The sequence below is a fragment of the Paraburkholderia sp. RL17-347-BIC-D genome, assembly GCF_046027915.1.
Lineage (GTDB): Bacteria > Pseudomonadota > Gammaproteobacteria > Burkholderiales > Burkholderiaceae > Paraburkholderia.
Window position 1 is genome coordinate 299671 of sequence record NZ_JARESS010000003.1, and the last position, 15511, is coordinate 315181.

A 15511-nucleotide genomic window follows, 5' to 3' on the forward strand; every position below is an offset into this window, starting at 1 on the left:
CAAAACATCATCAGGCCGCTTTGGCCTTCGCCTGACCCATCATCCGCGTGATGTAGTACTGCTGGGCGATCGACAGCACGTTGTTCACGACGTAGTACAGCACCAGACCGGCCGGGAAGAAGAAGAACATGACAGAGAACGCGATCGGCATGAACATCATCATCTTGGCTTGAACCGGGTCCGGCGGCGTCGGGTTCAGCTTGGTCTGCAGGAACATCGAGACGGCCATCAGCACCGGCAGGATGAAGAACGGATCCTGTTGCGACAGATCGTGAATCCACAGAATCCACGGCGCGCCGCGCATTTCCACCGACGACAGCAGCACCCAGTACAGCGAGATGAACACCGGAATCTGGATCACGACCGGCAGACAGCCGCCGAACGGATTGACCTTCTCGGTCTTATACAGCTCCATCAGCGCCGAGTTCATCTTCTGCGGATCGCCCTTGAAGCGTTCGCGCAGCGCCTGCATGCGCGGCGTGATCGCCTTCATGCGTGCCATCGACTTGTAGCTTGCAGCCGACAGCGGGAAGAATACCGCCTTGATCAGCAGCGTGAGGAGCACGATCGACCAGCCCCAGTTGCCGACGTAGCTGTGGATCTTCTCGAGCAGCCAGAACAGCGGCTTCGCGATGATCGTCACCCAGCCGTAGTCCTTCACCAGCTCCAGACCCGGCGCGATGCCTTCGAGCATGCGCTCTTCTTCCGGACCGGCGAACAGGCGAGCGGACACGTCGACGGTTTGGCCCGGAGCGATGGTCGCCACCGGCTCCTTCACGCCGACGCGATACAGCGTCGGATCGATCTTCTCGACGTAGATGTCGCGCTTCGCCCCTTGCTGCGGAATCCAGGCCGACGCGAAGTAATGCTGGACCATCGCGATCCAGCCGTTGTCGGCCGAAGTCGCGTAGTCCTGCTTGTTCTTGTCGATGTCGCCGAACGTCATCTTCTGGAAGTGATGCTGGTCGGTATAGACAGCCGGCCCGATGAACGTGTGCGAGAAGCGCGGCGTTTCCACCGGCTGGTCGTCACGCACCAGTTCCATATAGACCGACGGGCTCACCGGCGTGGTGCCGACGTTCTGGATCTTCGTGTCGACGCCGATCACATAGCTGCCACGCGTGAACGTGTAGGTCTTGATGACCTTCACGCCACCCTTCACCGGCGACTCGAAGCTGAGCTGGAACGATTGTTCGTTGCCCGTCAGGTCGTGTTGCTGGTTCGGCAACGGCGTGTAGATGTCGTTGTGATTCGGAAAATCGCCGCCGAGCAGGCCCGTGCGCGCCAGATACGTGTGGTTCGCGGTGCGGTCGAACAGTGTGATGACGAGATCCGGCTGCTTGCCGTCGCCTTGCTTCACGAGCGACAGCTTCGACAGCGTGCCGCCGCGGGTGTCGATCTCGCCGCTATAGACGTCGGTGCTGAACTTGATCAGTTGCGCTTGCGTCGCCGCCGGCGCGTTGCCCGGTGCGGCTGCGTTCGTTGCCGGCAAATCGGCGGGCTGGGTTCCCGGCGTCGTGGTTCCCGGTGCGGCGCTACCGACGGTCTTGGTCGGCGTGGCGCTCGGGAAGAACATCGACGGGCGTCCGTGGTCGCGTTGCCAGTTGTCGAACAGCATGACCGCTGACATGAAAAAGATGACCCATAGGACGGTGCGTTTGATATCCATGCGTTGTCTCAGTGTCGATGGAACGGCGCGTCAGCGCTTTTCAGAAGTGGGAGGCGGGACGAGATCGATGCCGCCCGCGGAAAACGGGTGGCAGCGGCAAATACGCCTGGCGGCGAGATAAGTCCCGCGCGCGGCGCCATGATACTGGATTGCTTCGCGCGCGTAATCAGAGCAGGAAGGGTAAAAACGGCACCGGTTGCCGAGCATTGGGCTCACGGCAACTTTGTAAAAACGCAGTAAAGCGAAGAGTACCGTTTGCATGGCTGGTGCGGCCGGACGGCGCCGCGCAACGTGGAATACCGGGCGACGCCCGCGCAGCACGGCTGCCAAAGCTGCTTGGGCGGCCTGAACTGCAAAGCGGGCGGTCACTTGAGCGTCATTCCGTCTTGGGCGCTTCCGCGGGCGGCGCCTCACGACGGGTAATTTCGCGCGCTGCCTTGTCGAGCAGCGCCTCAATTTCGCTGCGGCACAGCGCCTTTAACGGCGGCGACGAGGCGCTCGGCAAAGCCTTTTTGTCGAAGCGCGTGTGCAAACGCAGCAGCACATCCCAACCGCCGAATTCCGCGCGACGCAGCCGGAACGCCTCACGCGCGATTCGACGTACCAGATTACGCGTGGCCGCGCGCGGCGCATACTTCTTGCCGATCACGAGACCTAAGCGAGCTTCGTTGCCGGTGGGCCGTCCGTACACCACGAAGTGCGCAGTGCGGCGCCACGGGCGCAAACGAAAAACGGATGAAAATTCATCCGTTTTCAGTAGCCTTGCGGCTTTGGGGAAGGCGGCTTGCGCTCGCAACGGAACCGAACCCTGTTGCAGCGCCCCTGCCGTTCCCGCTTCACCGCGGGCGTCGCTACCTGGCACAAACGGAGCGCGCAATCCGCTCGCCTGCCTTAGATGGCGAGGCGCTTGCGGCCCTTCGCGCGACGTGCGTTGATGACCTTGCGGCCACCTGTGGTCTTCATGCGAACGCGGAAGCCGTGGGTGCGCTTGCGACGGGTAACGGAAGGTTGGTAAGTACGTTTCATGTTGCTCTCACTTGATCGACTGATCGAAAATTAACCGCACGATCATCGCTGAAGCGGCAATGGCCGGGCGTTTACAGAATTGGTTTTCGCGGAACCCGCTATTTAAACCGGTTTTTCGTTGACCGTCAATAGTTTAGCCTGGTTGGACCGCGGCCCGCGAGGAGTTCGCCCTATGATCCGTCCCTGTGGATAACTCCCTTGCGGGTCCGTTTTGGCGTTAGAATCTCGCCTTACTTCCCAAAAATCCTGCACGCGGCTCCGGCTCGCTTGTCCCGCAAACCCTTGTGGCACAAGCGCCTGGAGCCATTGCGCCTGGTTAGCCTGGCTGCTCAGGGCCTTGTTGCGCGCGCGCGACAGGGGCAGCGGCGACCGCCGTGCACACCATAACGACAGCAACTCGATGAACGATTTCTGGCAACACTGTTCCGCATTGCTGGAGCGCGAGCTTACGCCCCAGCAGTACGTGACGTGGATCAAACCGTTGGCCCCGGTCGCCTTCGACGCCGCTGCGAACACGCTTAGCATCGCTGCGCCGAACCGTTTCAAGCTCGACTGGGTCAAGAGCCAGTTCTCCGGCCGCATCGCGGATATGGCCCGCGATTTCTGGCAAGCCCCCGTCGACGTCCAATTCGTGCTGGACCCGAAAGCCGGTATGCGCGCCCCCGCGGCAGCCGCGCCGGCACCGGCGCGCCCGGCTTCTGCACCTGGTTCGATGGGCGGTAGCGCTGGCAACGGCGCTGCGGTGGACGCAGCCGTCGGCGCCGTGCAAGCGGCGCACGCCGCGCGCGCTGGTGGCGCAAACAGCGCGATGGCCAACCTCAACGCGAACGCACGCGCGGCAGCCGAACACAACGCAAACGCACGCGCGGCGGCTGAAGATGCCGCCGACCTCGATCTGCCCAGCCTCGACGCGAACGAAGCCGCGGCCGCCCGCCGCACTTGGCGTCCGGGCCAAAGCGCGGGTTCGAACGCGAACAGTGGCGAAAACGACTCGATGTACGAGCGTTCCAAGTTGAACCCGGTTCTGACGTTCGACAATTTCGTGACAGGTAAGGCCAACCAGTTGGCGCGCGCCGCGGCGATTCAGGTCGCGGACAACCCCGGCATCTCGTACAACCCGCTGTTCCTGTATGGCGGCGTGGGTCTGGGCAAGACCCACCTGATCCACGCAATCGGCAACCAGCTCCTGATGGACAAGGCCGGCGCGCGGATTCGCTACATCCACGCTGAACAGTACGTGTCCGACGTGGTGAAGGCGTACCAGCGCAAGGCGTTCGACGATTTCAAGCGCTACTACCACTCGCTCGACCTGCTGCTGATCGACGATATTCAATTTTTCTCAGGCAAGTCGCGCACACAAGAGGAATTCTTCTACGCGTTCGAGGCGCTGGTTGCGAACAAGGCGCAGGTGATCATCACCAGCGACACGTATCCGAAAGAAATTTCGGGTATCGACGACCGCCTGATCTCGCGCTTCGACTCTGGCCTGACCGTGGCGATCGAGCCGCCCGAGCTGGAGATGCGCGTCGCGATTCTGATGCGCAAGGCGCAATCCGAGTTCGTGAGCCTGAATGAGGACGTCGCGTTCTTCGTCGCCAAGCACTTGCGTTCGAACGTGCGTGAACTCGAAGGCGCGTTGCGCAAGATCCTCGCGTACTCGAAGTTCCACGGCCGCGAAATCACGATCGAAGTGACGAAAGAAGCGCTGAAAGACCTGCTGACGGTGCAGAACCGGCAGATTTCGGTGGAAAACATCCAGAAGACCACGGCTGACTTCTACAGCATCAAGGTCGCGGACATGTATTCGAAAAAGCGTCCCGCGAACATCGCGCGGCCGCGGCAGATCGCCATGTATCTGGCGAAGGAGCTGACCCAGAAGAGCTTGCCGGAGATCGGCGAGCTGTTCGGCGGGCGCGACCACACCACCGTGCTGCACGCAGTGCGCAAAATTGCCGATGAGCGCAGCAAGGACGCGCAACTGAACCACGAACTGCACGTACTGGAGCAGACGCTGAAGGGCTGAGCGGTCTGTCTGGAAAAAACGACCTGTTTATTTCCAAACTCGCCCCCATTTTAGTGAGGCGGTTCCGTTTTCAGGCACAATACAGGTTTAACCGCCCGGCGGCCGTGGGCGGATTTCACGCCTTGACAGGCGCTGCGTGGCGCCGGCGGGGAGTCGTGGCTGCGCGCGGAAAAGCTTCCTGGCAAGGCGCGCAGGCCGTTATATCAACGAAGGAACTCTATGCAACTGGTCAAGACCGAACGCGATAACCTCCTCAGGCCGCTGCAAACCGTGAGCGGCATCGTCGAACGCCGCCATACGTTGCCGATCCTCGCCAATTTGCTGATTACCAAGAACGGCCCTGATGTGTCGTTCCTGTCGACCGACCTCGAGTTGCAGATCACCACGCGTGCCGATTTCGGCGTGGGCGGCGATTCGGTGGCGACCACGGTGGCAGCAAGAAAGCTCCTCGACATTCTGCGCGCCATGCCCGACGGGCAGGTCACGCTCACGTTGAACGACAAGCGTCTGACCGTGCAATCCGGCAAGAGCCGCTTTGCGCTGCAAACGCTCGCCGCGGACGAATTCCCGACGGTCGCGCAAGCTAAAGACTACGGCGCGAACCTCGTGGTTCCCCAAAAGACGTTCCGCCAGTTGCTCGGCATGGTCCATTTTTCGATGGCCCAGCAGGACATCCGCTATTACCTGAACGGCATGCTGCTGGTGGTAGACGGCGACCAGCTGATGGCGGTCGCAACGGACGGCCACCGTCTGGCGTTCTCGTCCATGAAGATCGAAGGCTCGTTCCAGCGTCAGGAAGTGATCATTCCGCGCAAGACGATTCTGGAACTCCAGCGTTTGCTGGAAGACATCGACGACACGCTGAAGATCGACATCGCGCAGACGCAGGTCAAGTTCACGTTCGGCCAGGTCGAACTGGTGTCGAAGCTGGTGGAAGGCAAATTCCCCGACTTTCAGCGCGTGATTCCGAAGTCGCACAAGAATCAGTTCGTGATCGGCCGTGAAGAACTGCAGCGCTCGCTGCAACGCGCCGCGATTCTGACCTCGGACAAATTCAAGGGCGTGCGCTGCATCATTGAGCCGGGCCAGTTGAAGATCATGTCGACCAATGCCGATCAGGAAGAGGCGCAGGAAGAACTGGAAATCGCATACGACGGCGACAGCGTCGATATCGGGTTCAACGTCACGTATCTGCTCGACGTGCTCGCGAACCTGAAGGTCGACACGTTGCAAGTGAGCCTGGGTGACGCCAGCTCCAGCGCGTTGATCACGATTCCCGAGAACGACGAATTCAAATACGTCGTGATGCCGATGCGCATCTAACGCGTCCAGAAACCAAGAACACACCAAGGGGCGCAGCGCCCCTTTGGCGTTTTTATGGTGATTTGAAAAGTCCCGAGCAGCAACCTTGCAGCAACGCAGAACCGGAAAAAATCCATGACTGAAACGAACAATTCGCAACCCGATAACAGCTACGGCGCATCCTCGATTCAGATCCTCGAAGGTCTGGAGGCGGTGCGTAAGCGGCCCGGGATGTACATCGGGGATACATCGGACGGGACCGGTCTGCATCACCTCGTATTCGAAGTGCTGGACAACTCCATCGACGAAGCGTTGGCGGGGCACTGCAACGACATCCAGGTGATCATTCACGCGGACAACTCCATTTCCATCACCGACAACGGCCGCGGCGTGCCGACCGGTCTGAAGATGGACGACAAGCACGATCCAAAGCGCAGCGCCGCTGAAATTGTGATGACCGAGCTGCACGCCGGCGGCAAGTTCGACCAGAACAGCTACAAGGTGTCCGGCGGCCTGCACGGCGTGGGCGTGTCGTGCGTGAATGCGCTGTCGGCGTGGCTGCGTTTGACCATTCGCCGCGACGGCAAGAAGCACTTCATGGAATTTCACCGTGGCGTGCCGCAGAACCGCATTATCGAAGAGATCGACGGCGTGGCTGTTTCGCCGATTCAAGTCACCGGCGACACCGAAAACCGCGGCACTGAAGTGCACTTCCTCGCGGACGAGACGATTTTCGGCAACATTGAATATCACTACGACATTCTGGCCAAGCGGATTCGCGAACTGTCGTTCCTGAATAACGGCGTGCGGATCAAGCTGACCGACCAGCGCACCGGCAAGGAAGAAGATTTCGCGTTCGTGGGCGGCGTGAAGGGCTTTGTCGAGTACATCAACAAGAACAAGTCCGTGCTGCACCCGAACATTTTCCACATCAGCGGCGAGAAAGACGGCGTGGGCGTGGAAGTGGCGATGCAGTGGAACGACAGCTACAACGAAAACGTGCTGTGCTTCACGAACAACATTCCGCAGCGTGATGGTGGGACGCACTTGACCGGTTTGCGTGCGGCGATGACGCGCGTGTTGAACAAGTACATCAACGATCACGAAGTCGCTAAGAAGGCGAAGGTTGAGACTTCGGGTGACGATATGCGTGAAGGGCTGTCGTGCGTGTTGTCGGTGAAGGTGCCGGAACCGAAGTTCAGCGCGCAGACGAAGGACAAGCTGGTGTCGTCGGAAGTGCGCGCGCCAGTGGAAGATGTGGTCGCGAAGGCGCTCGAAGAGTTTCTGCTTGAGACGCCGAATGACGCGAAGATTATTTGCGGCAAGATTGTGGATGCGGCGCGCGCGCGGGATGCGGCGCGGAAGGCGCGGGAGATGACGCGTCGGAAGGGTGTGCTCGACGGTGTTGGGTTGCCTGGGAAACTGGCGGATTGCCAGGAGAAGGATCCGGCGAAGTCCGAGATTTATATCGTCGAGGGTGACTCGGCAGGCGGGTCGGCGAAGCAGGGTCGGGATCGGAAGTTTCAGGCTATTCTGCCGCTGCGCGGCAAGGTGCTTAATGTGGAGAAAGCACGGTATGACAAGCTGCTTTCTTCGGAGCAGATTGTTACTTTGATCACCGCGCTCGGTTGCGGGATTGGTAAGGAAGACTACAACCTCGATAAGCTGCGTTATCACCGCATCATTATCATGACCGATGCTGACGTGGACGGTGCGCACATTCGGACGCTGTTGTTGACGTTCTTCTATCGGCAGATGCCGGAGATGATCGAGCGTGGGTATATCTATATCGCGCAGCCGCCGCTGTTCAAGATCAAGGCCGGGAAGGACGAGCGGTATTTGAAGGATGAGGCTGAGGTTAATGCTCACATTCTGAAGCTGGCTTTGCAGGGGTCGGAGTTGCTGGCTTCTGAAGGGGCTACGCCGATTACTGGGGATGCGTTGGGTGAGTTGGCTCGGGCTTATTTGCTGGCTCAGGCTGTGGTGAATCGTCTGAGCCGGTTGTATGACGCTGGCGCGCTCGAGGCTGTGATGGATGGGATCGCGATCGATCTGTCCAGCGAGGAAGCGGCTGATGCATCGGCTAAGGCTCTGGAAGCGAAGCTGCGGGATGATCCGTTGAAGCCCGAAGTTAAGGTTACGACGATGTATGACCCGGTGCGTGAACTGCGCTCGTTGCGCGTCGCGCGGACGCATCACGGGAATCAGAAGATTTCTGTGTTGGATCAGGATTTTCAACTCACCGCTGATTACCAGCAGCTGATCAATACTGCTAATACGTTTAAGGGGTTGATTGGGGTTGGTGCTGTCATTAAGCGTGGTGAGCGGAGTATGGCTGTTACTGACTTCAAGAGTGCGATGAAGTGGTTGCTGGCTGATGCTGAGCGCAATATCTCGAAGCAGCGCTATAAGGGCCTCGGTGAGATGAACCCTGGGCAGCTTTGGGAGACGACGATGGATCCGACTGTGCGTCGCTTGCTTCGTGTGCAGATTGAGGATGCTATTGCGGCTGATGGCATTTTCACTACGCTCATGGGTGACGATGTGGAGCCGCGTCGGGCGTTTATTGAGTCGAATGCGTTGCGGGCGGGGAATATTGATGTTTAAGGACCTCCTCTGCTGAGATAAATGCATGACGTAAGAACATAGGACCCGTAAGTTGAGAAACTTACGGGTCTTTTTTATGGTTCAGACTGTCCGCGTCCCGCGGCATCCCAGGATGCATGCACAGATATCTCTGTTGAAGATTTTTTACCGATTCATTTTCCTCCGCACCGGGGATTACGCACTAGAGCAGCCACCGAGTTTCATTCCGCCGATATCATATTTAAAGTATTCTCCCGCTTGCCGTCGCGACTGTGGCAACTGTCGCCCGTCTGCGTCGGCGCGTCTAATAATCTGAGAGCATGATATGAGCAGGTACTGCGGCGACGACGATTCGAAATCGATCCTAGAGGCGGCCGCGCATTGGCGCGACGCAGCGCTACTAGGCAGCGGTTCCGTCCTCACAAGCAAGCATCTTTGGACGTCATCGGCACTGGAACTGCTCGACAAGTACTTCGTCAGAAGGCCGGACCTCGGCGACGGTAAGTACCTAGAGAAGCTGAAACAGCAGCTCGCGCCCGTTGAAGACGCGGCTAAGCAACTGGTAGCGGAGATGATGTGGCTGCTATAGTCTGTTGGGGTCGCGGGACTCTGAAATCGCCGTTCTGGTTGCGGATAGCGCAACGGAGAAACACGACATCGACGGGAGTGGCCACGTCAAGGTGACGAGGGCGTTTGCACGGCATCTGCGGCAGGAGGTTTGGAAAAAATTGTTTGGCATCGCGGGCAACGTCCGGCCGGCGACGCAGTTGATGGGAGCGATCAATCAGCCTGCTAATCCGGCGAACTGGAAAGCGATACAGACGGTGGCGGACGCGAATCAGAAGTTATATGAAGCGGCGTTTTCCTTTATTCCTCGCAATCGAGCTTTGTCAGATTCGCCGGATGAGCAAGGCGATTTCGCGTCTATATGGCCAACATGGGATCCGGAAAAAAAGTCGACTGGTGGGAAGATGCCTTTCGACGAGGCCTTCTGGGCGAAGCCGCAGCACGAGAAGGCCGCGGCCAGTTTGTCCCAACTCGCGGGATTCATTGTTTCGCTTCCTATTGAGTGGACGAAAGGCGAGAACAACAACTTGGGTTTTGCCACGTCGCTTGTTGCGGAGAACTATCAGGTGCCGAAACCAACTGACGCATATGAACAGGATGCGTCGGCTGCCGATGCGAGTAAGGGGGGAGAACTTAGCTGATGAGACAGTTTAGAAGTCGCTGGAAATTGGTCGCACTTGCGTCGTTGGTGTGTGCGATGCAATCTGTGTCGTCTCGTGCCATGGCGGAAGCACATCAGGAATGCGTCGGCCGCTATGAATTGACGATTCCTGGCGATGTCGATGTTGCTTTGACCATTCCCACCGCGTTTTCCAAGCCGCAAGAAAATCCAATTCGGTTTTCCGACGATCAGCCGGCAATGCACTCCGTTTTTATTTATAACGGTACTTTCCGGATAACCGGATCGATGTCGCATGCTGACTTCGGTTCGATCCTGGATGGGATTAAAACGCGGGTGGTTTCGAGCTCAGCGTCGACCGATGAGAACGGCCGGTTTGAGGTGATACCGGCGGGACGGCCGGACGCATTTGCCTGGGCCGGGCATCGTGCGGCTGGGTTCTACATTTATGAGAATGGGCGGGCAATCAGCTTTCGCGAGTCATCGTCGGATCCTTCTGTGGCGAAGCAACGTACTGAAGCGGTTCTAAAGGGTCTTTCCGCGCGCAATGCCTACGAAATTCCCAAAGGCGATGGTGTATGTCTGCCGGACATGTTCGTTGCCGATAACGGGAAAGACTCGGCGCGCCAGGTGGGCGTATCGTTTCGTTTGAAGAACCATCCCGACGTCACAATTTTTTTTCTCGATGAGAAAGCGTTGGCAGTTGACCCCAAGCTGACGTCTAAACAAAAGAGCGAGTTCGTGTGGGGTTATGAATACGGAATCGGCAAGCGGATCAAGCTTGTTGGTGCGGCGCCTTACCGGACGGTCAAGCTCGATGGCCGGGAGGGCGTTGAAACATCGGCGATCATCACACGCGATGACGGCTCGACGGATTATGGGTATCTGGCTACGGTGCAAGGGGATTCTAATGCACCGGTTGATACGCCTAATCTGCTTCTCCTGGTTGAGAGAAACGCGAAGGATGCAAAGGGGAATGCGCCTGTGTCGGCGGAGGAGCTTGATCTGATGGCGAAGGGGATTGCGGCGTCGATAAGGCGGCGGGCGGCTCAATAGTGGGGGACGTTGGTGGGCCGGTGCATACAGCGATGATGATCGTGGGGTGCATCGGACTGACGTTGGTGATACATCGGGCGCCGCAATTAACTTATCGACGCTTCACTAATTTCAATACCGCGTTTTTACAGAGTATGAAACATTCAGCTTCGGCCGTGTACACCACTTAGATGGTGGACGATTCGCTTCACCTCTTCACCTGAGTCAAGAATGGAGCAGGATCGCGCCGAGCTACGAGATTTGAAGTCAGCCGACCAGTTTCTGGCGCGTCTCGCCGCTGCGGAGGCTGTAACGCTGACCGATGACTACTGGACAAAGACTCTGCCCATGGAGCGCGCTACATCGGCAGGCTGCAGATGCGTTCGGTATTTGTTTTGACATTAGCCACCCTCAATGCCGAATACGGGCCGACAAGTTATTTTTACCGGCAAAAACAAAGTCGAGACCCACCCAGAAACAATTTCCGATTTAACATTTGCCTTTAATAATACGATTGCGACATCCTCGTAATCTTTTGTATTATCGCGCGGTAGCGCGGGGGCGCGAATTGCATAAAAAGAGGCGGTATGGGCGCGCAGGAGATTATTGCGGCGATAAAAGGCGGATTGTTGCAAAGCGAGCGCCTGCTGAAACTCGACACGCCGCTGGGTACTGACGTCCTATTGCCGCAAAGGGTGGTAGGGCATTCCCGTCTTGGCCGCGATTACGAATTCACGTTGGACACAGTTTCCACCACCAACAATATCGAACTCAAGAAGCTGCTCGCCCAGCCGGTCACACTGTGGCTTCAGCAAACCGACCAGTCGTATGCCCCGCACCACGGTTATGTCGATACCGCCCGTCGTTTAGGCTCCGACAGCGCGATTACCAGCTATCAGATCGGCTTTGTCTCATGGATGCATTTTCTGCGCTTCAGAAAAGATGCACGCATCTGGCAGGATAAAACCGTCGATGAAATTCTCACCGATGTATTCAATATGCATCCGCAGGCGCAGGGTGCTTTCCGCTTCAGCTTGAGAAACCCATTGCCGCAGCGTTCATTCTGCGCGCAATCCGAGGATGACTGGAATTTCTGTCAAAGGCTGATGGAAACGGAAGGCCTGTTCGGCTATTTCGAACAGGCTGCGGATGGTAAATCGCACATCCTGGTCGTTACCGACGATATCAGTACCCTGCAACCGCTTTCGCCACAAACGGTGGATTTCTACCGCTCGGGCACCAACAGTGAAACGGATGCCTTCGTGCAATGGAGCGGCACCCGCACGTTGCAGAGCACGTCGCTCATCACCCGCACCTTCGACTACAAGGTGCCGTCCCCAGCCGCGAATCCGAAAGGCACGGCGACGCCGACCTTGAGCACCCAAGGTGATCTGCCGCAGCAGGCCGAAGTGTACGAGTACACCGGCGCGTATTCTTACGCCAAACAGAACCGCGGCGACCAGCTCTCGAAGGTGCGGATGGAAGAATGGGAGTCGCGCGCCAAGCGCTTCAGCGGTGTGGGCGCGGTACGCCGTGTCGATGCCGGCCGCTGGTTCGAACTCACCAATCATCCGGACCACGGCGCGGGCAGCGCACAGGAGCGGCAGTTCGCGGTCATCGCGGTCGAGTGGGTGATCGAGAACAACCTGCCCGTCTCGAGCGGCACGACGGACTTTCCGCATAGCCTGAAGCAAAAAATCGCCGCGGCCCGCGCGCAGCACGCGAACAATCCGACGCTGGTGGTCAAAGCCACGGACGGCAGCGAAGGCTTCTTCATGGCAACGGTTGAAGCCCAACGCAAGGCCATCCCCTTCCGCAGCCCGTTCGAGCATGAAAAACCCGAGATGCACATGCAAACCGCGACCGTGGTCGGTCCGGCGAACGAAGAGGTGTACACCGATCAACTGAACCGCATCAAAGTTCAGATGCATTGGGATCGCCTGAATCCGGGCGACGAGAATGCGTCGTGCTGGATCCGCGTCGCGCAGTCGGACGCTGGCGGTAGTTATGGCGGTGTTCACGTCCCGCGCATCGGGGAGGAAGTGATCGTTTCTTTCCTCGACGGCGATTGCGACCGGCCCATTGTCACCGGTCGCGTCTACAACGGCGCGAAAACGCCGGACTGGCATTCGAACGGTATTCTCTCCGGCCACAAGTCGAAGGAATATCAGGGCAGCGGCTACAACCAGATGGTGATGGACGATGCCACCGGTCAGAACCGCGTGCAGCTCTACAGCTCGAGCACCAACGCGCAACTGCACCTCGGTTATCTGATCGCCCAGAACGGCAACTCGCGTGGTGCGTATCTCGGCAGCGGTTTCGATCTCAAGTCTGACGCCTATGGCGCAGTTCGCGCGGCGCAAGGTCTTTACGTCACGACGCATCCGGCCAACGGCACGTCGAGCCAGCCGCTCGATGTGCGCGACGCCAACAGCCAACTGACCAATTCCGAAAGCGTGATCGAAGCGCTCTCACGGGCGAGCGAGACACACCAGGCCGAAAGTCTGAACGAAGGCCACGACGCACTGAAGTCTTTCACGGATGCCACGCAGAACAGCGTGTCGGGCGCTACAAGCAGCGGAGGCAACACAGCCGGCGGCGGCACAGGCAGCGCCAACGCCTTCAAGGAGCCGATCATGCTGTTCGCCACGCCGGCGGGCATCGCAATCTCGACGCAGAAGTCGGCGCACAGCACCGCGACAGAGCATGTCAATCTGGTCAGCGGGCAGAGCACACACATCGCCACGGGAAAATCGCTTCTCGCCAGCGTCGGTGAAAAGATCAGCCTGTTCGTGCAGAACGCGGGCATGAAGTTGTTCGCGGCGAAGGGCAAAGTCGAAATCCAGTCACAGTCGGACAACGTCGAACTCACCGCGCAGAAAACCTTCAGGTTGCTCTCGGCAACCGAAAAAATCGAAGCAGCCGCCGATCAGGAGATCCTGTTGACGAGCGGCGGCGCGTACATCCGTATCGCGGGCGGCAACATCGATATTCACGCGCCGGGCATGGTCGATGTCAAAGGTGCGCAGCATAGCTTCAACGGCCCGACGAGTCAGGGCTATCCACTGCCGTCGGCCCGTCCCGATCAACCGGGACAGCTCGAGTTGCTCCATCAATACGCGAATGGCGAGCCGGTCAAAGGCGGGCAGTTTTCGGTACTGGACGCCAACGGTGGAGTTCTGCGTCAAGGCGCGCTGGATGCAAACGGTCGCATGACGGTCAGCGGTTTGCCGCCAGGCGTGGCGCAAGTGCAATTCGGCGCCGATCCTCGCGATCCCTCGCAGCCGGCCAATTACTTCAAGAGCATGAACTGGCCAGCCGAGCCGTTGAACGCGTCCGGCGACGCCGCAGCCGCATCGCAGATGGCTTCGTTCCTGCCTGCCGCGGCTAGCAGCGCGTCGGGCGCAGCCGCCGCGGCCGGAAGCTCCAGCGTTGCAGCGAGTGCAGCGAGCGCGTTGGCCAGTACGGCGAAGGGCGCGGTGGGCTCGGCCGTCGGCGGTGCGTCGCAACTCGCGAGCCTCGCCAACATCGCCTCACAAGGCAGCGGCGGCCTAACGTCGATGGCGAAAAGCCAGGCCACCGGATACGCCCAAAACGCGCTCACCAAGGCGTTACCTTCAGGCGCCAGCGCCGCGGTCTCACAAGCCAGTCAGGCCGCAAGCACGGCCAAGGAAATCAGCAGCATCGCGCAATCGGCACGGAGCGCATTGCCGGCAATCAACGGCATTGTCTGACGCGATGCCGATCATTCGACACCAAGCAACGGTCAGTCCAACCATGAAGAAAACGGCCTTTCTCGCATTCGCGTTTGCAGTCACCTCGCTGGCTTTCGGGGCAACCGAACTGAGGATTTCCGCCGCCGCGATGGCGTCGCAATACGACAGCGACGTCGACGCCGCGACGAAATTCACCGATAAGCCGCTCGCTCTGACCGGCAAGCTGCTGTCCCTCGATTCCGGCCTGACCGATGACGTCATCGGCACGCTTGGCGACGACTCGGACTCCGCGGTACGCGTGACCTTTGCGGACAAAAAAAGCATCGACAAGATCCGCTCGCGCGTCGGCCAAAAGATCACGCTTCATTGTGTGGGCGCATTCTCGACCACGTTCCCGGCCGCGACCGATTGCAAGGTCAAGTAAGTCGAAGATGAAATTCCCTCACACGATAATGGCGATGGTGTGCGGCGTGGCGATTGCCGCAAGCGCGCACGCCCAGTCGACAGCCGACCTCCGGACGATCGCCCGCTTCGTCGAGTGCAAGCTCGACGCGCGTCAGATCGACCGCTTCATCGGCAGAGTCGACAACGCCACCGTGCCGGGTTTCGCAAGTCAGCCCTCGCACGAGAAGGCCGTCGATCTCGCCTGGAAAACGCAGAAACCGATCGAGGCCTGGGGTACATCGTCGAATCTGGTGTCGCTCGTATCGCCGCGGCAAATGCTGCTCGCGATTCCCGCAGCCCAAGGCGACGAAATCAACGTTGCCAGGCAATGGGCCGAACGCATCGGCGGCATGAGCGAAGGAGCCGGCACGATTTCACTGCGCGAAAACGCGCATTGGCGAGGCGTCGACTATCGCAAGCCGGTCGGCGAGAAGGAAATCAGATTGCTTGTCGATCAGCAGGAAAGCCCGGGCTGGATTCTGCTCGGATGCGCCTACGACAAACTCTTTTCCCATAGCAACTAA

Annotated in this window: 13 protein-coding genes; 9 read left to right on the forward strand and 4 right to left on the reverse strand. The window is 59.0% G+C overall.

Annotated elements, in window-relative coordinates; translation table 11 throughout:
* Window positions 1–10: 10 nt before the first annotated feature.
* The 4 genes from yidC to rpmH all read right to left on the reverse strand — a co-directional run bounded on the left by yidC (window position 11) and on the right by rpmH (window position 2695).
* A complete protein-coding gene (gene yidC, locus P0D96_RS06840; RefSeq protein WP_408176291.1) occupies window positions 11–1669 on the reverse strand; it encodes a membrane protein insertase YidC in 1659 nt (552 codons plus the stop codon).
* 30 nt (window positions 1670–1699) lie between these two features.
* Window positions 1700–1930: a membrane protein insertion efficiency factor YidD gene (gene yidD / locus P0D96_RS06845; protein WP_081936011.1), complete on the reverse strand. Its 231-nt coding sequence runs from the start codon at window positions 1928–1930 to the stop codon at window positions 1700–1702.
* A 115-nt stretch (window positions 1931–2045) separates the two neighbouring features.
* Window positions 2046–2546 (reverse strand): ribonuclease P protein component, encoded by a 501-nt coding sequence (locus P0D96_RS06850; RefSeq protein ID WP_408176290.1) that lies wholly within the window; start codon window positions 2544–2546, stop codon window positions 2046–2048.
* Between the two features lie 14 nt (window positions 2547–2560).
* On the reverse strand, window positions 2561–2695 hold the full coding sequence (gene rpmH / locus P0D96_RS06855; RefSeq protein WP_043277961.1) for a 50S ribosomal protein L34: 135 nt from the start codon (window positions 2693–2695) through the stop codon (window positions 2561–2563).
* A gap of 400 nt (window positions 2696–3095) precedes the next feature.
* Between rpmH and dnaA the strand changes: the two genes are divergently transcribed.
* The 9 genes from dnaA (at window position 3096) to P0D96_RS06900 (ending at window position 15511) form a co-directional block, all read left to right on the forward strand.
* Window positions 3096–4718, forward strand: coding sequence for a chromosomal replication initiator protein DnaA (gene dnaA / locus P0D96_RS06860; RefSeq protein WP_408284545.1), 1623 nt, complete (start codon window positions 3096–3098; stop codon window positions 4716–4718).
* A 219-nt stretch (window positions 4719–4937) separates the two neighbouring features.
* On the forward strand, window positions 4938–6041 hold the full coding sequence (dnaN, locus tag P0D96_RS06865) for a DNA polymerase III subunit beta (RefSeq protein WP_007180118.1): 1104 nt from the start codon (window positions 4938–4940) through the stop codon (window positions 6039–6041).
* A 114-nt stretch (window positions 6042–6155) separates the two neighbouring features.
* A complete protein-coding gene (gyrB, locus tag P0D96_RS06870; protein ID WP_132376457.1) occupies window positions 6156–8627 on the forward strand; it encodes a DNA topoisomerase (ATP-hydrolyzing) subunit B in 2472 nt (823 codons plus the stop codon).
* Window positions 8628–8931: 304 nt separating this feature from the next.
* Window positions 8932–9195 carry a hypothetical protein gene (locus P0D96_RS06875; RefSeq protein WP_408312589.1) on the forward strand — a complete coding sequence of 88 codons (264 nt, stop codon included), beginning with the start codon at window positions 8932–8934 and terminating at the stop codon, window positions 9193–9195.
* Between the two features lie 139 nt (window positions 9196–9334).
* Entirely contained in the window at window positions 9335–9814 is a 480-nt protein-coding gene (locus P0D96_RS06880) for a hypothetical protein (protein WP_408312592.1), read from the forward strand.
* A gap of 56 nt (window positions 9815–9870) precedes the next feature.
* Window positions 9871–10848 (forward strand): T6SS immunity protein Tli4 family protein, encoded by a 978-nt coding sequence (locus P0D96_RS06885; protein WP_408312595.1) that lies wholly within the window; start codon window positions 9871–9873, stop codon window positions 10846–10848.
* Window positions 10849–11414: 566 nt separating this feature from the next.
* Window positions 11415–14561 carry a type VI secretion system Vgr family protein gene (locus P0D96_RS06890; protein ID WP_408312598.1) on the forward strand — a complete coding sequence of 1049 codons (3147 nt, stop codon included), beginning with the start codon at window positions 11415–11417 and terminating at the stop codon, window positions 14559–14561.
* Window positions 14562–14604: 43 nt separating this feature from the next.
* A complete protein-coding gene (locus P0D96_RS06895) occupies window positions 14605–14967 on the forward strand; it encodes a hypothetical protein (protein ID WP_408312601.1) in 363 nt (120 codons plus the stop codon).
* Window positions 14968–14974: 7 nt separating this feature from the next.
* Window positions 14975–15511, forward strand: a complete 537-nt coding sequence (locus P0D96_RS06900; protein WP_408176281.1) for a hypothetical protein — start codon at window positions 14975–14977, stop codon at window positions 15509–15511.